Annotated in this window: 20 protein-coding genes and 1 pseudogene; 17 read left to right on the top strand and 4 right to left on the bottom strand. The window is 58.9% G+C overall.

What is annotated here, in order from left to right:
- The first annotated feature begins 58 nt into the window (after nt 1-58).
- From ffh to AD669_RS05070, 6 genes are all read left to right on the top strand, one after another.
- Nucleotides 59-1,435: a signal recognition particle protein gene (gene ffh / locus AD669_RS05045; RefSeq protein ID WP_053117442.1), complete on the top strand. Its 1,377-nt coding sequence runs from the start codon at nt 59-61 to the stop codon at nt 1,433-1,435.
- 251 nt (nt 1,436-1,686) lie between these two features.
- Nucleotides 1,687-1,938 carry a 30S ribosomal protein S16 gene (gene rpsP / locus AD669_RS05050; protein WP_045059142.1) on the top strand — a complete coding sequence of 84 codons (252 nt, stop codon included), beginning with the start codon at nt 1,687-1,689 and terminating at the stop codon, nt 1,936-1,938.
- Between the two features lie 5 nt (nt 1,939-1,943).
- Nucleotides 1,944-2,480, top strand: coding sequence for a ribosome maturation factor RimM (rimM, locus tag AD669_RS05055; RefSeq protein WP_007908985.1), 537 nt, complete (start codon nt 1,944-1,946; stop codon nt 2,478-2,480).
- 2 nt (nt 2,481-2,482) lie between these two features.
- Nucleotides 2,483-3,235 carry a tRNA (guanosine(37)-N1)-methyltransferase TrmD gene (gene trmD, locus AD669_RS05060; protein WP_053117444.1) on the top strand — a complete coding sequence of 251 codons (753 nt, stop codon included), beginning with the start codon at nt 2,483-2,485 and terminating at the stop codon, nt 3,233-3,235.
- Between the two features lie 45 nt (nt 3,236-3,280).
- Nucleotides 3,281-3,631, top strand: a complete 351-nt coding sequence (gene rplS / locus AD669_RS05065) for a 50S ribosomal protein L19 (RefSeq protein ID WP_003175895.1) — start codon at nt 3,281-3,283, stop codon at nt 3,629-3,631.
- A gap of 145 nt (nt 3,632-3,776) precedes the next feature.
- Entirely contained in the window at nt 3,777-4,190 is a 414-nt protein-coding gene (locus tag AD669_RS05070) for an acyl-CoA thioesterase (protein ID WP_038357747.1), read from the top strand.
- Between the two features lie 86 nt (nt 4,191-4,276).
- On the opposite strand, the gene AD669_RS05075 is transcribed toward AD669_RS05070, so the two are convergent.
- A complete protein-coding gene (locus AD669_RS05075; protein ID WP_053117447.1) occupies nt 4,277-6,085 on the bottom strand; it encodes a sodium:proton antiporter in 1,809 nt (602 codons plus the stop codon).
- 108 nt (nt 6,086-6,193) lie between these two features.
- On the opposite strand from AD669_RS05075, the gene xerD reads away from it, so the two are divergent.
- The 8 genes and pseudogenes from xerD (at nt 6,194) to AD669_RS05110 (ending at nt 14,157) form a co-directional block, all read left to right on the top strand.
- Entirely contained in the window at nt 6,194-7,090 is an 897-nt protein-coding gene (xerD, locus tag AD669_RS05080) for a site-specific tyrosine recombinase XerD (protein WP_053117450.1), read from the top strand.
- A 450-nt stretch (nt 7,091-7,540) separates the two neighbouring features.
- A pseudogene (locus AD669_RS27950) lies at nt 7,541-7,666 on the top strand (tyrosine-type recombinase/integrase); the annotation flags it as partial.
- 367 nt (nt 7,667-8,033) lie between these two features.
- The gene (gene dsbC, locus AD669_RS05085; RefSeq protein WP_053117452.1) at nt 8,034-8,765 is read left to right on the top strand and encodes a bifunctional protein-disulfide isomerase/oxidoreductase DsbC; all 732 of its coding nucleotides are present in this window, start codon (nt 8,034-8,036) and stop codon (nt 8,763-8,765) included.
- Nucleotides 8,766-8,896: 131 nt separating this feature from the next.
- Nucleotides 8,897-10,201: a homoserine dehydrogenase gene (locus tag AD669_RS05090; protein ID WP_007908972.1), complete on the top strand. Its 1,305-nt coding sequence runs from the start codon at nt 8,897-8,899 to the stop codon at nt 10,199-10,201.
- A 109-nt stretch (nt 10,202-10,310) separates the two neighbouring features.
- The gene (thrC, locus tag AD669_RS05095; protein WP_053117455.1) at nt 10,311-11,720 is read left to right on the top strand and encodes a threonine synthase; all 1,410 of its coding nucleotides are present in this window, start codon (nt 10,311-10,313) and stop codon (nt 11,718-11,720) included.
- A 119-nt stretch (nt 11,721-11,839) separates the two neighbouring features.
- Entirely contained in the window at nt 11,840-13,186 is a 1,347-nt protein-coding gene (locus tag AD669_RS05100) for a transporter substrate-binding domain-containing protein (protein ID WP_053117457.1), read from the top strand.
- A gap of 117 nt (nt 13,187-13,303) precedes the next feature.
- Nucleotides 13,304-13,711 (top strand): response regulator, encoded by a 408-nt coding sequence (locus tag AD669_RS05105; protein WP_053117460.1) that lies wholly within the window; start codon nt 13,304-13,306, stop codon nt 13,709-13,711.
- 164 nt (nt 13,712-13,875) lie between these two features.
- Nucleotides 13,876-14,157, top strand: coding sequence for a DUF3509 domain-containing protein (locus AD669_RS05110; protein WP_053117463.1), 282 nt, complete (start codon nt 13,876-13,878; stop codon nt 14,155-14,157).
- 176 nt (nt 14,158-14,333) lie between these two features.
- Here the strand turns inward: AD669_RS05110 and AD669_RS05115 are convergent, their stop codons facing one another.
- The gene (locus AD669_RS05115; RefSeq protein WP_082341389.1) at nt 14,334-15,314 is read right to left on the bottom strand and encodes a TIGR02285 family protein; all 981 of its coding nucleotides are present in this window, start codon (nt 15,312-15,314) and stop codon (nt 14,334-14,336) included.
- The gene (locus tag AD669_RS05120; RefSeq protein WP_053117467.1) at nt 15,241-16,440 is read right to left on the bottom strand and encodes a CaiB/BaiF CoA-transferase family protein; all 1,200 of its coding nucleotides are present in this window, start codon (nt 16,438-16,440) and stop codon (nt 15,241-15,243) included. Before AD669_RS05120 ends, AD669_RS05115 begins: the two co-directional genes overlap by 74 nt.
- Nucleotides 16,441-16,586: 146 nt before the next feature.
- On the opposite strand from AD669_RS05120, the gene AD669_RS05125 reads away from it, so the two are divergent.
- The 3 genes from AD669_RS05125 to AD669_RS05135 all read left to right on the top strand — a co-directional run bounded on the left by AD669_RS05125 (nt 16,587) and on the right by AD669_RS05135 (nt 20,256).
- Nucleotides 16,587-17,129 (top strand): YaeQ family protein, encoded by a 543-nt coding sequence (locus AD669_RS05125; RefSeq protein ID WP_007908961.1) that lies wholly within the window; start codon nt 16,587-16,589, stop codon nt 17,127-17,129.
- 55 nt (nt 17,130-17,184) lie between these two features.
- On the top strand, nt 17,185-18,894 hold the full coding sequence (recJ, locus tag AD669_RS05130) for a single-stranded-DNA-specific exonuclease RecJ (protein ID WP_053117470.1): 1,710 nt from the start codon (nt 17,185-17,187) through the stop codon (nt 18,892-18,894).
- A gap of 255 nt (nt 18,895-19,149) precedes the next feature.
- Nucleotides 19,150-20,256 carry an NADH:flavin oxidoreductase/NADH oxidase gene (locus tag AD669_RS05135; RefSeq protein ID WP_008081610.1) on the top strand — a complete coding sequence of 369 codons (1,107 nt, stop codon included), beginning with the start codon at nt 19,150-19,152 and terminating at the stop codon, nt 20,254-20,256.
- 206 nt (nt 20,257-20,462) lie between these two features.
- On the opposite strand, the gene AD669_RS05140 is transcribed toward AD669_RS05135, so the two are convergent.
- The gene (locus AD669_RS05140; protein ID WP_008081609.1) at nt 20,463-22,091 is read right to left on the bottom strand and encodes a glucan biosynthesis protein D; all 1,629 of its coding nucleotides are present in this window, start codon (nt 22,089-22,091) and stop codon (nt 20,463-20,465) included.
- Between the last annotated feature and the right edge of the window lie 54 nt (nt 22,092-22,145).

The following is a 22,145-nucleotide window of genomic DNA, read 5'->3' on the forward strand; positions in this document are numbered from 1 at the left end:
TGATTCCGGTCTGGGCCGCCATTATCCCGGTCTACACAGGGCCTGAAAGGATCGCGCAATGTTTGAAAACTTAACCGACCGTCTCTCGCAGACGCTGCGCCATGTCACCGGCAAGGCCAAGCTGACCGAAGACAATATCAAAGACACCCTGCGTGAAGTGCGCATGGCGTTGCTCGAAGCCGACGTCGCCCTGCCGGTGGTCAAGGACTTCGTCAATTCGGTCAAGGAGCGCGCTGTCGGCACCGAGGTGTCGCGCAGCCTGACGCCGGGCCAGGCGTTCGTGAAGATCGTCCAGGCCGAACTCGAAAGCCTGATGGGCGCGGCCAACGAAGACTTGAACCTGAGCGCCGTGCCGCCCGCCGTCATTCTGATGGCCGGTTTGCAGGGTGCCGGTAAAACCACCACCGCCGGCAAACTGGCGCGCTTCCTGAAAGAGCGCAAGAAGAAGTCGGTCATGGTCGTGTCGGCGGACGTTTATCGTCCTGCAGCGATCAAGCAGCTGGAAATGCTCGCCGGTGAAGTGGGCGTGACCTTCTTCCCGTCCGACCTGAGCCAGAAGCCGGTCGACATCGCGCAAGCTGCTATTAAAGAAGCAAAACTGAAATTCATCGACGTGGTCATCGTCGATACCGCCGGTCGTTTGCACATCGATGAAGAGATGATGGGCGAGATCAAGGCGCTGCACGCTGCGATCAACCCGGTCGAAACCCTGTTCGTGGTTGACGCCATGACCGGTCAGGATGCGGCCAACACGGCCAAGGCCTTCGGTGATGCGCTGCCGCTGACCGGTGTGATCCTGACCAAGGTCGACGGTGACGCCCGTGGCGGTGCTGCGCTGTCGGTTCGCGCCATCACCGGTAAGCCGATCAAGTTCATCGGTATGGGCGAGAAGAGCGAAGCGCTCGATCCGTTCCACCCTGAGCGTATCGCCTCGCGCATTCTCGGCATGGGCGACGTGCTCAGCCTGATCGAACAGGCCGAAGCGACCCTCGACAAAGACAAGGCCGACAAACTGGCCAAGAAGCTGAAGAAGGGCAAGGGCTTCGACCTCGAAGACTTCCGCGATCAGCTGCAACAGATGAAGAACATGGGCGGCCTCGGCGGCCTCATGGACAAACTGCCGAGCATCGGCGGCGTCAACCTGTCGCAAATGGGCAATGCCCAGAACGCCGCAGAGAAACAATTCAAACAGATGGAAGCCATCATCAACTCCATGACCCCGGCCGAGCGCCGCGACCCTGAGCTGATCAGCGGTTCGCGCAAACGCCGTATCGCCATGGGTTCCGGTACTCAGGTGCAGGACATCGGTCGCTTGATCAAGCAACACAAGCAGATGCAGAAGATGATGAAGAAATTCACCGCGAAAGGCGGGATGGCGAAAATGATGCGCGGCATGGGCGGAATGTTGCCCGGCGGCGGCATGCCGAAAATGTAAAGAATCCGCGCCGGTCGTCGCACCGGCGCAGACCCTGCAAGGACGCAGGATCAACAGCAAACCCGCACACGGCGGGAGCTGACCGGCCGTTTTTATCGACGGCTCTATATGCAGATCTGCACGGCATGCCATAGGCGCCGGAAAAAGTCATTTGCAAAAGTCCGGATATTACTTAGAATATGCGGCCTTTCGGGCACCCATGCCCGCTGTGCATTTAGATTTGCAGCACCGACTACAGGAACGATGTTCACATGCTAACAATCCGTCTTGCCCTTGGCGGCTCCAAAAAGCGCCCGTTTTACCACCTGACCGTAACCGACTCGCGTAACCCGCGTGACGGCTCCCACAAAGAACAGGTTGGTTTCTTCAACCCTGTTGCCCGTGGTCAGGAAGTTCGTCTGTCCGTGAACCAAGAGCGCGTTGCCTACTGGCTGAGCGTTGGTGCACAGCCTTCTGAGCGTGTTGCTCAGTTGCTGAAGGACTCTGCAAAGGCTGCGGCCTGAGCAATATGAACGCGACGCCAGCTGTTGCTGATGATTTGATCGTTATCGGCAAAATTTATTCTGTTCATGGCGTTCGCGGCGAAGTGAAGGTTTATTCCTTTACTGATCCGACTGAAAACCTGTTGCAGTACAAAACCTGGACGCTCAAGCGCGAAGGCAATGTCAAACAGGTCGAGCTGGTCAGTGGACGCGGGAGCGATAAGTTCCTGGTCGCAAAGCTCAAGGGTCTTGATGATCGTGAAGAAGCTCGTCTTCTGGCCGGTTATGAGATCTGCGTGCCGCGCAACCTGTTCCCTGAATTGACCGACGGCGAGTACTACTGGTACCAGCTGGAAGGTCTGAAGGTTATCGATCAACTGGGGCAAATGCTCGGGAAAGTCGATCATCTTCTGGAAACCGGCGCCAATGATGTAATGGTAGTCAAGCCTTGTGCTGGCAGCCTGGATGATCGCGAACGCTTGCTGCCCTATACGGCGCAGTGTGTGTTGGCAGTTGATCTGGCAGCGGGCGAGATGAAGGTGGATTGGGATGCGGACTTCTAAGCGTGGCTAAATTGCGCGTAGAAGTGATCAGTTTGTTTCCCGAGATGTTTTCCGCCATCGGCGACTACGGCATCACCAGTCGAGCGGTCAAACAGGGGCTCTTGCAGCTGACCTGTTGGAACCCGCGGGATTACACGACGGATCGGCATCACACTGTGGACGATCGCCCGTTTGGCGGTGGTCCGGGCATGGTGATGAAGATCAAGCCCCTGGAAGATGCTCTGGTTCAGGCCAAGGCAGCAGCCGGGGAGGCGGCGAAGGTGATTTACCTGTCCCCCCAAGGCCGTCAACTGACTCAGTCGGCGGTGCGCGAGTTGGCACAATCGGATGCATTGATCCTGATTGCCGGCCGCTATGAAGGCATTGACGAGCGTTTTATTGAAGCTCATGTCGATGAAGAGTGGTCGATTGGTGACTATGTATTGTCTGGCGGCGAGCTGCCGGCAATGGTCATGATCGATGCGGTTACACGACTGCTGCCTGGAGCTTTAGGGCATGCGGACTCCGCCGAGGAAGATTCCTTTACGGATGGTCTGCTGGATTGCCCGCACTACACCCGACCTGAGGTGTATGCGGATCAGCGTGTTCCCGACGTGTTGCTAAGTGGCAATCACGCGCATATCCGGCGTTGGCGTTTACAGCAGTCCCTTGGTAGGACCTATGAACGACGCGTCGATCTTCTGGAAAGCCGCTCGCTTTCTGGAGAAGAGAAGAAGCTGCTCGAGGAATACATCCGCGAGCGGGACGATAGTTAACAACGTATCGATGGTAGATCGAACGATTTACCTTAGGAGCACAGCATGACCAACAAAATCATCCTTGCACTCGAAGCAGAGCAGATGACCAAAGAAATCCCTACCTTCGCCCCAGGCGACACTATTGTCGTTCAGGTGAAAGTGAAGGAAGGCGATCGTTCCCGTCTGCAAGCGTTCGAAGGCGTTGTAATCGCCAAGCGTAACCGCGGCGTGAACAGTGCGTTCACCGTTCGTAAAATCTCCAACGGTGTTGGCGTAGAACGTACTTTCCAGACCTACTCCCCGCAGATCGACAGCATGGCTGTTAAACGTCGCGGTGACGTACGTAAAGCCAAGCTGTACTACCTGCGCGACCTGTCGGGTAAAGCAGCTCGCATCAAGGAAAAACTGGCTTAAGTCCAGCTTCCGATGCAGAAAAAAGCAGCCTACGGGCTGCTTTTTTGTTGCCCGAATTTCACCGATCCTCTGTAGGAGCTGCCGAAGGCTGCGATCTTTTGATCTTGCTTTCGATCGGCAATCCACTGTTTACGAGCTGCCCGACATGACCACCCGCGACCAGGAAATCGAACGCCGCACCGAACTCTCGGTGACCCGCGTCACCAAAGCCGTCTTCCCGCCGACCACCAACCACCACAACACCCTGTTCGGCGGCACGGCGCTGGCGTGGATGGACGAAGTCTCGTTCATCACCGCCACGCGTTTCTGCCGCTTGCCACTGGTGACCGTGTCCACCGACCGCATCGACTTCAACCACGCGATCCCGGCGGGTTCGATCGTTGAGTTAGTGGGCAAGGTGATCAAGGTCGGCAACACCAGCCTCAAGGTTGAGGTGGAAGTGTTTGTTGAAAGCATGAGCTGTGATGGTCGTGAGAAAGCGATTCATGGACAGTTCAGCTTTGTCGCGATTGATGACGATAAGCGGCCGGTGCCGGTGCTGCCGGGTTTTGCAGCTTGAATCTTTAAAAGATCGCAGCCTTCGGCAGCTCCTACATGTGATGCGTTTTCCCTGTAGGAGCTGCCGAAGGCTGCGATCTTTTGCTTTTAAGCCTGCTGTGCCTCAGGCTGAATCAACGCCAACAACGTCCACCCCGACCCCGGCTTCACGACAGTCTCCGGCGTCACCACATGCACCCAGCCGCTGTCATCGCGCATAAACAGCAACGTCGCGCGATTACCATGCAGCGCCCGGTAATCATCCCAACTGAAGCCATCCGTCAACGTCGTGCTGTACAACTCCGCCCCTTGGCCGATCTGACTGGCCAGCTTCGCGTAGGTAAACGCCTCGCTGCCCAGCTGATTGCCACGATGCTCAAGACTCGCCCGGTGCTTGTCACTGCGACGGCTTTCCTGACCACTCGCCAAGCCAAACAAGCGCTGATGCCCGAAGTCATGACGGAAACGCATCGCCGCCAAGGTATTCAGCTCACCCGACGGCGACAGCGCCAGCAAATGCCCCAGCCCGACCAGATCCAGATGCGCATCGGCATGCTGCGAGGCCGGATTGCCGAAGTACGTCGGCAAACCTTCCATGCGCGCCGCACGAATGTTTTCCCAGCTTGAATCGGTCAGCAATACCCGGCTGCCCAATTGCTGCAGTGACTTGGCCAGTTCGCGTGCCGGGCCATTGGCACCGACGATCAGGAAGCCGCTCGGCGCCGGTTCGGCCACCTTAAGCAAACGTGCCAACGGGCGCGCCGTCGCGCTTTGCAGCACTACCGTGCCGATGATCACCGCAAAGGTCAGCGGCACCAGCAGCAGCGCACCTTCATGTCCGGCCTCGTGCAGACGAATCGCAAAAATCGCCGACACCGCCGCCGCGACAATTCCGCGCGGCGCGATCCAGCACAGCAGCGCACGCTCGCGCCAGCTCAGGCTCGAACCGGCCGTACTGAGCAGCACGTTCAGCGGTCGGGCGATGAACTGAATCACCACCAACAAAATCAGTACCAACGGCCCAAGGCCCATCAACGCGTACAAATCCAGACGCGCCGCGAGCAAAATGAACAACCCGGAAATCAGCAGCACGCTGAGGTTTTCCTTGAAGTGCAGAATGTGCCGCACGTCCACGCCTTTCATATTCGCCAGCCACATGCCCATCAGCGTCACCGCCAGCAGACCGGACTCGTGCATCACCTCGTTGGAGGCAATGAAAATCCCCAGCACCGCCGCCAGCGACGCGAGGTTATGCAGATACTCCGGCAGCCATTGCCGGCGGATCACCGTCCCCAGCAGCCAGCCACCGACAACGCCGAACACCGCGCCACACAGAATCACCCCGCCAAACGTAAACAGACTCTGTTTGAGCCCATGCCCTTCAGCGCTGGCAATAATGAAGCTGTAAACCACAACGGCGAGGAGGGCGCCGATCGGGTCGATGACGATGCCTTCCCAGCGCAGAATGTTGGCGATGGAAGATTTCGGCCGCACTACGCGCAGCATCGGCACAATCACCGTCGGGCCGGTGACCAGCGTCAGGCTGCCGAAGAGGATGGCCAGCATCCAGTCGAAACCCAGCAGATAGTGCGTGGCGACGGCGATGACGACCCAGGTCGACAGCGCACCGATGGTCACCAGACGATGCACGACGCTGCCGATTTCCTTCCATTCCGACAGGTGCAGCGTCAGGCTGCCCTCGAACAGAATCAGCGCCACCGCCAGCGATACCAGCGGCATCAGCAAAGGGCCGAACATTTCCTGTGGATCGAGCAGGCCCAACACCGGCCCGACCAAAATCCCCGTCACCAGCAGAAACAGAATCGCCGGCAGCTTCAGGCGCCATGCCAGCCATTGGCAGCCCAATGCGGCGACACCGATGCCACCGAATGCCAATAGGATTTGCTGCTCGTTCATTGAAGCTCCCTGTTCCTTGAAATGGCGCGCTGTGAAAGACTAGCGCGCATTATTACTGTTCATTTTCTATTTGCGTACAGCGCTTTTGCGTGTGCGTGCAGAGTGCCCATGGCTGCCATTGACCACCCGCTGATTGATCAATTCCTCGACGCTTTATGGCTGGAGAAAGGCCTGTCCGACAACACCCGTGACGCCTATCGCAGTGACCTGGCGTTGTTCAACGGCTGGGTGCAGGAGAAAAATCTCGAGCTGATCAATGCCGGTCGCGAATTGATCCTCGATCATCTGGCCTGGCGGCTTGAGCAAAACTACAAACCGCGCTCGACGGCGAGATTTCTCTCCGGGGTGCGTGGCTTCTATCGCTACTTGCTGCGCGAGAAGATGATTTCCGTCGACCCGACGTTACGTGTCGAAATGCCGCAGCTGGGTCGGCCGTTGCCCAAGTCGTTGTCGGAAGCTGACGTGGAAGCGCTGCTGAAGGCGCCGGATCTCAGCGAAGCGATCGGTCAGCGTGATCGCGCCATGCTTGAAGTGTTGTATGCCTGCGGCCTGCGGGTGACCGAATTGATCAGCCTCACGCTGGAACAGGTCAACTTGCGTCAGGGTGTGTTGCGGGTGATGGGCAAGGGCAGTAAGGAGCGGCTGGTGCCGATGGGCGAGGAAGCGATTGTCTGGGTCGAGCGCTACATGCGCGATGGGCGCGGTGAACTGCTCGGCGGGCGGCCCAGCGATGTGCTGTTCCCCAGTCAGCGCGGCGAGCAGATGACCCGGCAGACATTCTGGCACCGCATCAAGCATCAGGCCAAGGTCGCGGGGATTGGCAAGTCGTTGTCGCCGCATACGTTGCGCCATGCGTTCGCCACGCACCTGCTCAACCATGGCGCGGATTTGCGCGTGGTGCAGATGCTGCTGGGCCACAGCGACCTCTCCACCACGCAAATCTACACCCATGTCGCCCGCGCCCGTCTGCAAGAGCTGCACGCCAAACACCACCCGCGCGGCTGACACATCCCCTTTGTTTGAAATACTTATCTGTGGTGAGGGGATTTATCCCCGACGGGCTGCGCAGCGGCCCCAAACCTGGCTTGCTCGGTTTGTCTGATAGATCGGGTTGGATGGTTTTGGGGCTGCTTCGCAACCCAGCGGGGATAAATCCCCTCACCACAATAATGTGTGTCAGTTACATGTGGGTGTAGCAGTTGCAGAGGCAATGCGTTGCGCGTGGTGCAGACGTTGTTGGGCCACAGCGACCTCTCCACCACGCAAAGTTTGAAATACTTATCTGTGGTGAGGGGATTTATCCCCGACGGGCTGCGCAGCGGCCCCAAACCGGGCTTGCTCGGTTTGTCTGATAGATCGGGTTGGATGGTTTTGGGGCTGCTTCGCAACCCAGCGGGGATAAATCCCCTCACCACAATAATGTGTGTCAGTCACATATGGGGTAGCAGTTGCAGAGGCAATGCGTTGCGCGTAGTGCAGACGTTGTTGGGCCACAGCGACCTTTCAACCACGCAAATCTACACCCACGTCGCCCGCGCCCGTCTGCAAGAGCTGCACGCCAAACACCACCCGCGCGGCTGACACATCCCCTTTGTTTGAAATACTTATCTGTGGTGAGGGGATTTATCCCCGACGGGCTGCGCAGCGGCCCCAAACCTGGCTTGCTCGGTTTGTCTGATAGATCGGGTTGGATGGTTTTGGGGCTGCTTCGCAACCCATCGGGGATAAATCCCCTCGCCACAATAATGAGTGTCAGATGAATGTCGTTGTGGGTCAGTTGTACAAGCATGAAGGTGTGTCAGTTACACATGGATGTATGGCGACAGGCGCATTCGGCCACCGTGGCCTTATGTGTTAGGCTTTGCCGGTTTGCACGATGGACGGTTATGACCCGGTGTTCCGGCACGGGCGTTCTGATCGTTCCATTTGTCCGCCTTCAGGAGTTCTCATGCGTCTGACCCAGATTTTCGCCGCCGCAGCCATTGCGTTGGTCAGCACCTTTGCCGTCGCCGATGACGCGGCCGACAAAGCGATTCGTCAAAGCCTGGAAAAACTCGAACTCGAGGTTCCGGTAGAAAGCATCAATGCCAGCCCGTTGCCAGGCATGTACGAAGTCAAACTCAAAGGCAGCCGCGTGCTCTACGCCAGCGCCGATGGCCAGTACATCGTTCAGGGTTACCTGTTCCAGCTCAAGGACGGCAAACCAGTCAACCTGACCGAGAAAACCGAACGCCTGGGCGTCTCCAAACTGGTCAACGCCATTCCGGTTGCCGAAACCGTGGTTTACCCGGCCATTGGCGAAACCAAATCGCACATCACCGTGTTCACCGACACCACCTGCCCGTACTGCCACAAGCTGCACGCCGAAGTGCCTGAGCTGAACAAGCGCGGCATCGAAGTGCGCTATGTTGCGTTCCCGCGTCAGGGCCTCGGTTCGCCGGGTGACGAGCAACTGCAAGCCGTGTGGTGCTCGAAAGACAAGAAAGCTGCCATGGACAAAATGGTCGATGGCAAGGAAATCAAGGCCGCCAAGTGCGAGAACCCGGTTTCCAAACAGTTCGCTCTGGGTCAGTCGATTGGCGTGAACGGTACACCGGCCATCGTTTTGGCCGACGGACAAGTCATTCCGGGCTACCAGCCTGCGCCACAAGTCGCCAAACTGGCGCTGGGCGCGAAGTAATTCGCATCGTCACGGTCATCCGCTGACGATCATGGTCCGGCAGCAACATTGCCGGGCCATCAATAGAGAGCCGCGAGTACGCGGTTGTTTTCCGGCCGACCCAGCGTCGGCCGTTTTATGGGGAGTTCACAGTGAATCCGGTCAAAGTAGGCATCTGTGGGTTAGGCACCGTCGGTGGCGGTACCTTCAACGTACTTCAGCGCAACGCCGAGGAAATTGCTCGTCGTGCCGGGCGTGGAATCGAAGTGGCACAAATTGCCATGCGCACGCCAAAGCCTCAGTTCCAGACGACCGGTATTGCGATTACCAACGATGTCTTCGAAGTGGCCACAAACCCTGAGATCGACATCGTTATAGAGCTGATGGGCGGCTACACCGTTGCCCGCGAGCTGGTACTCAAGGCCATCGAGAATGGCAAGCATGTGGTCACCGCGAACAAGGCTCTGATTGCCGTTCACGGTAATGAAATTTTCGCCAAGGCTCGCGAGAAAGGCGTGATCGTGGCGTTCGAAGCGGCCGTGGCCGGTGGCATTCCGGTGATCAAGGCGATCCGTGAAGGCCTGTCCGCCAACCGCATCAACTGGGTCGCCGGGATCATCAACGGCACTGGTAACTTCATCCTCACCGAAATGCGCGAGAAGGGTCGTACCTTCGAAGACGTGTTGGCCGAAGCGCAGGCACTGGGTTACGCCGAAGCCGATCCGACCTTCGACGTTGAAGGCATCGACGCCGCGCACAAGCTGACGATTCTGGCTTCGATCGCGTTCGGCATTCCGCTGCAATTCGACAAGGCTTACACCGAAGGCATCACCAAGCTGACCACCGCTGACGTTAATTACGCTGAAGCGCTGGGCTATCGCATCAAGCACCTCGGTGTGGCGCGCAGCACCGCTGCCGGCATCGAGTTGCGCGTGCACCCGACGCTGATCCCGGCCGATCGTCTGATCGCCAACGTCAACGGCGTGATGAACGCGGTGATGGTCAACGGTGACGCCGCCGGTTCGACGCTGTTCTACGGTGCCGGCGCCGGCATGGAGCCAACCGCTTCGTCGGTGATCGCCGATCTGGTCGACGTGGTTCGCGCCATGACCTCCGATCCGGAAAACCGTGTGCCGCACCTGGCCTTCCAGCCGGACTCTCTGTCGGCCCACCCGATTCTGCCGATCGAAGCCTGCGAAAGCGCTTACTACCTGCGCATTCAGGCCAAGGATCATCCGGGTGTGTTGGCTCAGGTGGCGAGCATCCTCTCGGAGCGCGGCATCAACATCGAGTCGATCATGCAGAAGGAAGTTGAGGAACACGACGGTCTGGTGCCGATGATCCTGCTGACCCACCGTGTGGTCGAGCAGCGCATCAACGATGCCATCGCCGCCCTCGAAGCGCTGGCTGGCGTGAATGGTCCGGTCGTACGGATCCGCGTCGAGCACTTGAACTAAATAGAAGCAGCTGCAAGCTTCGAGCTGCAAGCGGCAAAAGAAAAGCGGTCTGGCTTTTACTTGCAGCTTGTAGCTCGTAGCTTGAAGCCCAAACCGAAGGTTTGCCCTTATGCGTTACATCAGTACCCGCGGCCAGGCACCGGCCCTGAATTTCGAAGACGTCCTGCTGGCTGGTCTGGCGACCGACGGCGGTCTGTACGTTCCGGAAAACCTGCCACGTTTCACCCAGGAAGAAATCGCTTCCTGGACCGGCCTGCCGTATCACGAGCTGGCCTTCCGGGTGATGCGCCCGTTCGTCACCGGCAGCATTCCGGATGCCGATTTCAAAAAGATTCTTGAAGAAACCTACGGCGTGTTCGCCCACAGCGCCGTGGCGCCGCTGCGTCAGCTGAACGGCAACGAATGGGTGCTGGAGCTGTTCCACGGCCCGACCCTGGCGTTCAAGGACTTCGCCCTGCAACTGCTCGGTCGTTTGCTCGACTATGTGCTGGAAAAACGCGGCGAGCGCGTAGTGATCGTCGGCGCCACCTCCGGTGATACCGGTTCGGCCGCCATCGAAGGCTGTAAGCACTGCGAAAACGTCGACATCTTCATCCTGCACCCGCACAAGCGCGTGTCGGAAGTGCAGCGTCGCCAGATGACCACGATCTTCGGCGAGAACATCCACAACATCGCCATTGAAGGCAACTTCGATGACTGCCAGGAAATGGTCAAGGCGAGCTTCGCCGACCAGAGCTTCCTCAAAGGCACGCGTCTGGTCGCGGTGAACTCGATCAACTGGGCGCGGATCATGGCCCAGATCGTTTACTACTTCCACGCCGCCCTGCAGTTGGGCGGCCCGGCGCGCTCGGTGTCGTTCTCGGTGCCAACCGGCAACTTCGGCGACATCTTTGCCGGTTACCTGGCGCGCAACATGGGCCTGCCGATCAACCAGTTGATCGTCGCCACCAACCGCAACGACATCCTGCACCGCTTCATGAGCGGCAATCAGTACGTCAAGGACACCCTGCACGCCACGCTATCGCCGTCGATGGACATCATGGTCTCGTCGAACTTCGAACGCCTGCTGTTCGACCTGCACGGTCGCAACGGCGCAGCAATCGCCGGTCTGATGGATTCGTTCAAGCAGGGCGGCGGTTTCAGCGTCGAGCAAGAACGCTGGACCGAAGCGCGCAAGCTGTTCGATTCGCTGGCCGTGGATGACGCGCAGACTTGCGAAACCATCGCTGAAGTCTACGAGCAGACTGGCGAAGTGCTGGATCCGCACACCGCCATCGGTGTTAAAGCTGCGCGTGAATGCCGTCGCAGCCTGGATATCCCGATGGTCATCCTGGGCACCGCTCACCCGGTGAAATTCCCTGAAGCCGTAGAGAAAGCCGGTGTAGGAAAAGCGCTCGAACTACCTGCACATCTTTCTGATTTGTTTGAGCGAAATGAGCGCTGCACCGTTCTGCCAAACGAGCTGAAAGCCGTGCAAGCCTTTGTCAGCCAGCATGGCAACCGCGGCAAGCCGCTGTAAGCCGCAAAAGCTGTCACATTTTGAAGCCCGTCTCCTGACGGGCTTTTTTGTTTCTGCTGCCACACTGCTCGGGTTTTCACCCACGAAGGACGGGTGAGTTGATCACGAAGGAAGTGGCAATGTGGTTTTCCAGAGATTTGAAGCCAGCCCTGTGCTGGCTGTTTTTATTGGCAATGCTGGGGTTCATGCGCTGGGGGGTAGCGGCGCAACTGATGCAGCATGACGGCGAAGTCAGCAAGTTTCAGCCCATCGAGCTCAGCGCAGAAGAGCAGCAATGGATCCGCGACAATCCGCGGGTCATCGTCGCGTCCGTGCAGTATCCGCTGTACCTGTTCCAGGATGAACATGCGCACTGGAACGGCCTGAACAGTGATGTGCTCAGGCGCATCAGCGCGATGACTGGCCTGCAGTTTGTGCATCAAGAGTCTTTTTCCACCGACCACCTGCTCGAACGGCTGGAGCGCGGTGAAGCGGACATCAGCACCACGCTGGCGATGAGCGATGAGCGCAAGGCGTTCCTCGATTTCAGTCATGCCTTTGGCGGTGCCGGCTGGGTGTTTGTCGGGCGTGTTGGCGAACCACAGGTTCAGTCGCTGGAGCAGTTGGCCAAACGTGTGCTGGTGCTGCCGGCCCGGCACGCGCTGGAAGGCATCATTCGCCGCGACTATCCGGCCATTGAGATCCGCTCGGTGAAAACCTATGCCGAAGCACGGGCGTTGGTCGAAAGCGGTGAGGCTTATGCCACGATTGAAAACGAGATTGGCGCGCAGCTGTTTCCTTCCGGATTGCTCAGGGTCGGCGATTTGCTCGAAGGAAAATGGGAGGCAGATCACTTGGCGGTGCGCAAGGGCCAGCCGGAGTTGTTGAGCATCCTCAACAAGGCGCTTGAGGCTTTTCCGCCGGAGGAGTTGCGCGCGATTCGGCTCAAATGGCTCGACGGTGTTTCCCCGTTGCGGGTGCCCTCTGTGTGGCAGCGCATCGCCAGTTGGGGCTGTTGGGCGATGGCCGTGATTGGCACGTTCGGTCTGTTGTCGCTGGTCTGGAATCGCCGATTGCGCGCGGCAATCAGGCAACGCACTGAAGCTGAAAAAGATCTCGGCGACCAGTTGGCGTTTCAGCATGCGTTGATCAATTCAATGCCCGATCCGGTGTTCGTCCGCGACCTGCTGGGTCGCTTGATCATGTGCAATCGCAGTTATGAGGAGGCGCTCGACATTCGTTTCGATCAAGTTCAGGGACGCTCGCTGATGGAGGTTGATGCCCTGCCACAGATCACGTCGCGCATGCTTCACGACGAATTCATGGCGCAGTTGCAGACGCGCAAGACGCGATTCTGCCGGCGCCAACTGCAATTCAAAAACGGCTCGCGGGAGATCTACCAATGGACGGTGCCGTTTTACAGCGCCGACGGAAAACTGCGCGGACTGCTCGGTGGCTGGACAGACATGAGCGGACGTCTGCACTGAGTTTGGGAAAAGTCCTATAACCCCTGAGGCCTTTTCCGATGGGAGGCTGAGGACGGCTGCCCTAGAGTGAACGGTGTCTGCGGTGAGAGTCCGCACCCGCCGTTGCAGAGGTCGCCTATGCGTTCGCTCAAAGTCCTGATCCTTGAACCCAATCCGTTCCAGCTGATGGCGTTGCACCAGATGCTCAACGCCATCGGCATCTACAACGTACTGACCGCGCCGTCGCTGAGTTCGGCCTTGGGGTCGCTGGAGCAAAGCGGCGTCATCGATATCGCCATCTGCGATCCGCAACTCAAGGGCGGCGATGGCCTGGCGTTGATCCATCATCTGACCCGGCAGGAGCAGTCACGCGCATTGATTCTGCTGGGCAACGTGGCGCCGAGCCTGCTGACCGACCTTGAAACGCTGCTGCACGCGCATGAGCTGCAACTGCTCGGACGCCTGCAAACGCCGGTTTCGGCGGTGTTGATGCGCGGTTTGCTTGATCAATACCTCAGCGCGTTGCATCAACCTGTCGGGGCTTGAAACGCCGGGTATTTTTACTGTCATCTTCGCCGTGCATGCTCCATAGACCGGTAAGGCTCCAGGGATGGAGCAATCGCAGGCAGAACTTTCTTCTCGGGCCGGTGGTCATTTATTGTGAACACGCCCCAGGCACTGTGTTTTCGGACTATTGAGTGGAGATCGAGATGGAAAGTATCAGTCTATTGCTCGGTGAGGCTCTGAGCCCGTATCAAGTGACGTTGACCCCTCGCGGCAGCCATGGCGAATGCCTGGTGACCCTGAAGAACAGCAACGGCGCCATTGTGGTGGAACGCGAATTCAATCAGGCGCAGTTGAGCGACAAACGCTTGCTGACCGATGTCGTCGACGGCCTGCACCGTGACGTGCTGATTGCCGAAGGACGGCTGGAACCCTGTGTGATCGCGGCATTGCGCAACGCAGCGCTGGATAAACGTCCGACGCTGTAAAGATGAAATATTTTTTGTGGGAACCTTCCTGCATCCCTGTCAGTCAGACCCAGTAACAGCAGGATCAAGCATTGTGCTCCGGTGCTTGTCGCTTGCTGCTACTGGTCTTTATGTAGGCCACGTTTAACCCCGAGTCGTCTCCCCACTTCTCGGGGTTTCTTTTGTCTGGCGTTTGTCTATTGCGCGGCTTGCTGCTCGAAAAACGTCCGCGCCTGCTGCAGATAATCCGCTTGTCGTTCGGGATCCAGCCACGCCGCGTAGAGTTGATTCAAATGCTCGTGGGGCAGGGTGCGCAGCAGTTGGTTGATTTCGCTGATGGCCTGACGGCCCTGCGTGGTGTCGGAACAAGCGACATAGCCTGAGAGATATTTCTCGGTGCCGCGAATCGAATAGAACTCCAGCTCATCTTCCGGAATTTGTGCCTGTTTCGCCTGATAGCGGATCTCTGGCCAATAGCCGAGCACCACCTGTAATCGGTTCAGCCGCTGCATCGACAGCAAATTGCTCAGTGCATCATTGCCGTAGTGCGGGGTCAATGCGCCGCTGGGGGCGTGGCGCAACAGTCCGTCGATGTATTCGCCGTAACTGCGTTCGGCAACTACGCCGACTTTTCGCTCACCACTGGCCAGCAGCGCAGAAAAATCCACCGCACCGTCCACCAAATACGGTTCAAGTACCGCGCGATCTTTCTGACGCACCACCAAGCCATTGGCTACAGCGCGAATCGCCGGAATCGAATACGCCACCCACTGCGCGCGCTCTTTGTTCCACAGCAGCGCAGGGTCACAAGCGAAAGGGTTTTCGTGCAGCATCTGCAAACCACGCGCACGGTTGACGCGCATGATCTTGTGTTCGTACTGCGGCATGCCGGCAATCAGTTGCGGCATCAAATGATCGATCACCCCCTGACCCTTTTTCGGGCCTTCGAAAATCGTCATCGGCGGTAAATCGCGCAGCAACCAGATCAACGTTGGCTTCGCCTGCGCCCACGTTGGCGAGGCCAGCAAAAACAACAGGCCGAACAGACGCCACGTCCACCATTGGTGAGCGCGGTTGGCGTCTGAGGGATGCAGGTTTTTCAGCTTAAATGGCTCCGTCTTCGCGCAATCGGGCGATCTGCTGCGCGTCGTAACCGAGGTCGTTGAGCACTTGCGCATTGTGTTCACCCAGCGTCGGCCCGACCCATTCGGAACTGCCCGGTGTCTCGGAAAGTTTCGGCACGATGCCCGGCATCTTGAAGTCCTTGCCGTCCGGCAACTTGGCGGACAGGAACATCTCCCGGGCGAGGTATTGCGGGTCGCTGAACATGTCTTCGGCGCTGAAAATACGGCTGACCGGTACTTCGGCCTGATTGAGCAGATCGAGCACCGTTTGCAGTGGCTGCGAATTGACCCAGCGATCGATCACGCCATACAACTCGTCGCGGCGACTGTCGCGCCCGTCGTTGCTGGCCAGCATCGGGTCATTAGCCAGATCTTCGCGACCGATGATCAGCATGAAGCGCTTGAAGATCGCATCGCCGTTGGCGCCGATCTGCACGTGCTTGCCGTCGGCGCTGGTGTGGATCGAGGAAGGTGTGATGCCGGGCATGATGTTGCCGGTGCGCTCGCGGATAAACCCGAACACATCGAACTCCGGCACCATGCTTTCCATCATCGCGAAAATCGCTTCGTACAAAGCCACATCGACCACTTGGCCGAGCCCGCCATTGACTTCGCGATGACGCAGCGCCATCAGTGCGCCGATCACGCCCCACAGCGCGGCAATCGAGTCGCCGATGGAAATCCCGGTGCGCACGGGCGGGCGGTCTTCAAAACCGGTGATGTAGCGCAAACCGCCCATGGATTCGCCAACCGCGCCGAAGCCTGGCTGATCTTTCATCGGCCCGGTCTGGCCGAAACCGGACAGACGCACCATCACCAGTTTCGGGTTCAGCGCGTGCAGGGTTTCCCAACTCAGGCCGAGTTTTTCCAGCACGCCGGGGCGGAAGTTTTCGATGAGGATGTCGGCTTCACTGAGCAGCTTTTTCAGAATCGTCAGGCCATCAGGATGCTTGAGGTTCAGCGTCAGCGATTTCTTGTTGCGCGCCTGCACGAACCACCACAAGGACGTGCCTTCATACATTTTTCGCCATTTGCGCAATGGATCACCGCCATCCGGCGATTCGATCTTGATCACTTCAGCGCCGAACTCGCCGCAAATACGCGAGGCAAACGGCCCGGCGATCAACGTACCCAATTCAATGACTTTCACGCCGCTGAGCGGCTTGTTGGAAAACGGCATGCTGAATCCTGTAGGACAAGGCTGTGCGGATACAGCGTTTTAACATAGCCGGCTGTCAGACGCCGCAGGTTGATCGCCATCAATTCGATGATTGCCTACCGCATCGGTTAGACTTGCCGCCTTTCCTCGTATCAAGAAGCCCGTTCATGGCCCAGCCGTCCACTACCTACAAATTTGAACTGAACCTCACCGACCTCGACCGCAGCGTCTACGAGAGCGTCAAGCAGACCATCGCCCGTCACCCTTCGGAAACCGAAGAACGCATGACCGTGCGGCTGCTGGCCTACGCCCTCTGGTACAACGAGCAGTTGTCGTTTGGTCGCGGTCTGTCAGACGTGGATGAACCTGCGCTGTGGGAAAAGAGCCTGGACGACCGCGTTCTGCACTGGATCGAAGTCGGCCAGCCAGACGCCGATCGCCTGACCTGGTGCTCGCGTCGCACCGAGCGCACCAGCTTGCTGGCCTACGGCAGCCTGCGCGTTTGGGAAACCAAAGTGATCCCGGCGATCAAGAACCTGAAAAACGTCAACATCGCCGCCGTCCCGCAGGAAGTGCTGGAGACCTTGGCCAAGGACATGCCCCGCGTTATCAAGTGGGACGTGATGATCAGTGAAGGGACGATCTTTGTCACCGACGACCGTGGTCAGCACGAAGTCCAGTTGCAATGGCTGCAAGGTGAGCGCGGCTGATCCCGCGCCTGTAGCTGATTAATCCCACGTATTAAAGAGAAGTCTCCGTCACCCCATGCGCATCGAACCTCGCCTACTGCCCGAAACTCTGCCTTTTCTCGGTGATATTCCGCCACTGCTGACCCGCCTCTACGCGGCGCGGGGCGTGCAGTCCGAGGCAGAGCTGGACAAGAGCCTGGCGCGGTTGATCCCGTTCCAGCAGCTCAAGGGCATTGATGCGGCGGTGGACTTGCTGGTGACGGCGCTGGAGCAACGCCAGCGCATCCTCATCGTCGGCGACTTCGATGCGGACGGTGCGACGGCCAGCACGGTCGGCATGCTTGGCTTGCGTTTGCTCGGTGCGGCGCACGTCGATTATCTGGTGCCGAACCGCTTTGAATATGGCTACGGCCTGACCCCGGAAATCGTCGAAGTCGCTTTGACTCGCGAGCCGCATTTGCTGGTCACTGTCGACAACGGTATTTCCAGCGTCGAAGGTGTTGCGGCGGCGAAGAAGGCTGGCCTCAAGGTCTTGATCACCGACCACCACTTGCCCGGCGAAGAGCTGCCGCAGGCCGATGCGCTGGTCAATCCGAACCAGCCTGGCTGCGAGTTTCCGAGCAAGGCACTGGCCGGCGTCGGCGTAATTTTTTATGTGTTGATGGCGTTGCGCGCGCGTTTGCGCAGCCTCGGCTGGTACGAGAACAAGCCGCAGCCGAACATCGGCGAGTTGCTTGATCTGGTCGCGCTGGGTAGCGTTGCCGACGTGGTGCCGCTGGACGCCAACAACCGGATTCTGGTGCACCAAGGCCTGGAGCGAATTCGCGCCGGTCGCGCACGGCCGGGGATCAAAGCGATCCTTGAAGTGGCCAAGCGTGACGCCACTCGCATCACCTCCACCGATCTCGGTTTTATCGTCGGCCCGCGCCTGAACGCTGCCGGGCGTCTGGATGACATGAGCCTGGGCATCGAATGCCTGCTCACTGCCGACGCCAACGTTGCCCGGGAAATGGCCGCGCAACTGGACGGTATGAACCAGGATCGCAAATCCATCGAGCAGGGTATGCAGCGTGAAGCGCTGGCGCAGCTCAAGGACTTGCCGGTGGAGTCGATGCCGTTTGGTCTGTGCCTGTTTGATCCGGAGTGGCACCAAGGCGTGATCGGTATCCTCGCATCACGGATGAAAGAACGTTATTTCCGTCCGACCATTGCCTTTGCTGATGCGGGTGATGGCTTGCTCAAGGGCTCGGGGCGCTCGGTGCAGGGCTTCCATATTCGTGACGCGCTGAGCGTTGTTGCAGCGCAGCATCCGACCCTGATCGCCAAGTACGGTGGTCACGCGATGGCCGCCGGTCTGACCTTGCCGCAGGAGAATTTTCCGCTGTTCGCCGAGGCCTTTGACGCTGAGGTGCGTAGGCAACTTCGCGAGGAAGATCTGACCGGGCGCATGCTCTCGGACGGCACGCTGGCGGTGGAAGAATTCCACCTCGAACTGGCTCGCGCTCTGCGCCACGCTGGGCCTTGGGGGCAGCACTTCCCGGAGCCGCTGTTTCACGGGGTGTTTCAGTTGGTTGAACAGCGGGTGGTCGGTGAGCGGCATTTGAAAGTGGTGCTGAAGAGCGAGTGTGGCTCGGTAAAGCTGGATGGCATCGCGTTTGGGATTGACCGGGATATCTGGCCGAATCCGACGATCAAGTGGGTTGAGCTCGCCTATAAGCTCGATGTTAACGAGTTTCGGGGTAATGAGACCGTTCAGTTGATGATTGCTCATATCGAACCGCGCTGAAGATCAAAAGATCGCAGCCTTCGGCAGCTCCTACATGGGAATGCGCTTTTCTGTAGGAGCTGCCGAAGGCTGCGATCTTTTCTTGAATTTCCCCCGATCCCCCGTTGTCGACTAGGCTCTAAGCACTGCTTGATTGGCCTTGTGACGTCTTGTCGAATTTTTTGCCCGCGGGGGCGGGTGCTGCACCTTTTCCTGTCACTCGTCGACTATTCAAACAGAACCCTGGAGCCTGCCCACTGATTTGAGAGGTGCCCCATGAGTCTGCTGCTTGAACCCTTCACCCTTCGCCAACTGACCCTTCCAAACCGCATCGCCGTCTCGCCGATGTGCCAGTACTCCAGCGTCGACGGCCTGGCCAACGACTGGCACCTGGTACACCTCGGCAGCCGCGCGGTGGGCGGTGCCGGTCTGGTATTTACCGAAGCCACGGCGGTCACTGCCGACGGGCGGATCACCGCCGAAGACCTTGGCCTATGGAACGACGAACAGATCGAACCACTGCAACGCATCACTCGCTTCATTACCTCCCAAGGCGCGGTCGCCGGCATTCAACTGGCCCACGCCGGGCGCAAGGCCAGCACCCATCGGCCTTGGCTCGGCAAGCATGGCAGCGTTAAACCCGATGACGGCGGCTGGACTCCGGTCGGACCGTCGCCGATTGCCTTTGACCCGCAACACACGCAACCGAAACAGCTGGATGAAGGGCAGATTGCCGACGTCATCCAGGCCTTTGTCGATGCTGCCAAACGCGCGCTCAAGGCCGGTTTCAGTGTGGTTGAGGTGCACGCGGCGCATGGTTATCTGCTGCATCAATTTCTCTCGCCGCTGAGCAACCAGCGCCGCGATCAGTACGGTGGTTCGTTTGAAAATCGTATTCGTCTGGTGCTGCAAGTGACTGAAGCGGTGAGGGCGGTTTGGCCGGAAGAGTTGCCGTTGTTTGTCCGCGTATCGGCTACCGACTGGGTAGAGGACGGCTGGAATCCGGATGAAACCGTGGAGCTGGCGCGACGCCTGCACACCCTTGGCGCCGATCTGATCGATGTGTCTTCGGGTGGCACCGCAGCGAATGCCGAAATCCCCGTCGGGCCGGGTTATCAGACGCGCTTCGCCGAGCGTGTCCGGAAGGAGTCAGGCATCGCCACCGGCACCGTGGGAATGATTACCGAGCCGGCGCAGGCCGAGCACATTCTGCGCACCTGTCAGGCCGACATCATCTTCCTCGCCCGCGAGCTGCTGCGTGATCCGTACTGGCCGCTGCACGCCGACGATGATCTCGGGGGGCGCAAAGCGGTGTGGCCGGCGCAGTATCAGCGCGCGACGCATCGTGATCAGCCGATTCATGAGTCTGATTTGCGCGATTGATTAATTAGCGATAAAGCAAAAAGCCCCGGTCAGTGATGGCCGGGGCTTTGTTTTTGATGGGTGTTTTTGTACTGCCTGGGCGGACGCTTTCGCGAGCAGGCTCACTCCTACAGGTATTCTGCCGTACACAGAATGTGTGTTCGACGCAGATTAAATGTAGGAGTGAGCCTGCTCGCGATGAGGCCCAATCAGACGCTAAAGAAACATCAAGGGTATTTGCGCTTATCCGGCGCCGGCGGGAAGTACTGGTACAACCACGTCTCGCTCAACGTCCGATCGTTGGTGCGAATAAACAACCGCAGCTCCACCGGCTCAACGCTGTCACTGGTCGGGTACCAGTCAAACAGAATCCGGTAACCCTTGATGTCATCCAGCACCAGCACGCTGAAATCCTGCACCTTGCCGTTCGAGCACGTCACCACCGGCTCAATCCCGGTGCCCTGCGGCAAACGATCCAGACCGCCGCCAGTGAAGTCCACAGCAAAACGACGCGCCCACACCGGCGGGTAATGCTCGCCCGGTGCCCAACCCTCAACGAAACCGCCCATCCCGGAACGAGTCGCCTGCACCCGCGCCAACGGCGTGCTCACCGGCGGCAAAGCGCTCCAGTAAAGCTTGTAGCCGTAGTTCAGCGAATCCCCGGCAGCCACCGGTTTTTTCGGTGTCCAGAACGCGACGATGTTATCGAGCGTCTCGCCAGTCGTAGGAATTTCCAGCAGATCGATAGAGCCCTCGCCCCACGCAGTGGTCGGTTCTACCCACAGGCTCGGACGCTTGCTGTACCAGTCGACGGTGTCCTGATAGTTGGCGAACTCATGGTCGGTCTGCACCAGGCCGAAACCTTTCGGATCGGTATCGGCAAACGCGTTGAATTGCAGAGTCGCCGGGTTGTTCAGCGGACGGCAGATCCACTCGCCGTTGCCGCGCCACATCGCCAGGCGATCCGAGTCATGGATTTGCGGGTGGATGGTGTCGCACATGCGCCGTTCGTGGTTGCCGCAGCTGAACATGCTGGTCATCGGCGAGATGCCCAGTTGCTCGATGGCGGTGCGTGCATTGATGTGCGCGTCGATCTCCATCACCACACGCTCGGCCTGGCAATCGATATCGAAGCGATACGCGCCGGTCGCACTCGGCGAGTCGAGCAGGGCATAGACCACAAAACGCGTGGCGTTCTGATCCGGGGTCTCGAACCAGAACTTGGTGAAGTCAGGGAATTCTTCGCGTTTCTTGGCGTAAGTGTCGATCGCCAGACCGCGCGCGGAGAGGCCATATTGGCCAGTCGCATCCACCGCACGGAAATAACTTGCGCCGAGGAACGACACCACGTCATGGCGATCGAGTTCCGGCGCCTTGAACAGTTTGAAACCGGCAAAACCGAGATCGCCCTTGAGCTGCTGGGTGTCGACCGAGGTGTTCTCGTAGTTGAACAGCGCCGGGCGGAAATGCACCTCGCGCGCGGTACGGGTCTTCGGGTCGACGCTGTACATGCGCACCGGCTGGCGGAAACCCATGCCGACGTGGAAAAACTGCACGTCGAGCTGGCCCTTGTTTTCCTTCCACAACGAATGATTACCGTCGTAGCGGATCGCGTTGAAATTCTGCGGCGTCATCGTCGCCAGCGTCGGCGGCAGCACCTGTTTAGTGTCCTGATAGGCACTGCCAGCGAGCTGCTTGGCCTGGCGCTTGAGCGCTTCGAAATCGAAGGCCTGCGCCTCGCCATCAGCGGCGCCGCCACTGGCCGCCCATGCGCGGGTCGCCAGCAGGCCGGTGGCCGAAAGACCGGTGTAAGCCGCAATGGCCATGGACGCTTTGAGCAAATTCCTGCGGTGCATAGATACAACCTGTCGTGTGCAATCCCGCGCCGTTCCTGGCGCGTGCTGGATCAG

The organism is Pseudomonas sp. P1.31 (assembly GCF_001269815.1).
GTDB lineage: Bacteria > Pseudomonadota > Gammaproteobacteria > Pseudomonadales > Pseudomonadaceae > Aquipseudomonas > Aquipseudomonas rustica.

Bases quoted from the DNA above. Each gene is read 5' to 3' on its own strand.
- AD669_RS05120 (WP_053117467.1), bottom strand. From the start codon at position 16,440: ATGCCGTTTTCCAACAAGCCGCTCAGCGGCGTGAAAGTCATTGAATTG.
- rplS (WP_003175895.1), top strand. From the start codon at position 3,281: ATGACCAACAAAATCATCCTTGCACTCGAAGCAGAGCAGATGACCAAA.
- AD669_RS05115 (WP_082341389.1), bottom strand. From the start codon at position 15,314: ATGCGCAAGTGCTCAACGACCTCGGTTACGACGCGCAGCAGATCGCCC.
- AD669_RS05140 (WP_008081609.1), bottom strand. From the start codon at position 22,091: ATGCACCGCAGGAATTTGCTCAAAGCGTCCATGGCCATTGCGGCTTAC.
- AD669_RS05125 (WP_007908961.1), top strand. From the start codon at position 16,587: ATGGCCCAGCCGTCCACTACCTACAAATTTGAACTGAACCTCACCGAC.
- AD669_RS05135 (WP_008081610.1), top strand. From the start codon at position 19,150: ATGAGTCTGCTGCTTGAACCCTTCACCCTTCGCCAACTGACCCTTCCA.
- AD669_RS05070 (WP_038357747.1), top strand. From the start codon at position 3,777: ATGACCACCCGCGACCAGGAAATCGAACGCCGCACCGAACTCTCGGTG.
- thrC (WP_053117455.1), top strand. From the start codon at position 10,311: ATGCGTTACATCAGTACCCGCGGCCAGGCACCGGCCCTGAATTTCGAA.
- rpsP (WP_045059142.1), top strand. From the start codon at position 1,687: ATGCTAACAATCCGTCTTGCCCTTGGCGGCTCCAAAAAGCGCCCGTTT.
- ffh (WP_053117442.1), top strand. From the start codon at position 59: ATGTTTGAAAACTTAACCGACCGTCTCTCGCAGACGCTGCGCCATGTC.
- rimM (WP_007908985.1), top strand. From the start codon at position 1,944: ATGAACGCGACGCCAGCTGTTGCTGATGATTTGATCGTTATCGGCAAA.
- AD669_RS05100 (WP_053117457.1), top strand. From the start codon at position 11,840: ATGTGGTTTTCCAGAGATTTGAAGCCAGCCCTGTGCTGGCTGTTTTTA.
- AD669_RS05110 (WP_053117463.1), top strand. From the start codon at position 13,876: ATGGAAAGTATCAGTCTATTGCTCGGTGAGGCTCTGAGCCCGTATCAA.
- AD669_RS05075 (WP_053117447.1), bottom strand. From the start codon at position 6,085: ATGAACGAGCAGCAAATCCTATTGGCATTCGGTGGCATCGGTGTCGCC.
- xerD (WP_053117450.1), top strand. From the start codon at position 6,194: ATGGCTGCCATTGACCACCCGCTGATTGATCAATTCCTCGACGCTTTA.
- recJ (WP_053117470.1), top strand. From the start codon at position 17,185: ATGCGCATCGAACCTCGCCTACTGCCCGAAACTCTGCCTTTTCTCGGT.
- dsbC (WP_053117452.1), top strand. From the start codon at position 8,034: ATGCGTCTGACCCAGATTTTCGCCGCCGCAGCCATTGCGTTGGTCAGC.
- AD669_RS05105 (WP_053117460.1), top strand. From the start codon at position 13,304: ATGCGTTCGCTCAAAGTCCTGATCCTTGAACCCAATCCGTTCCAGCTG.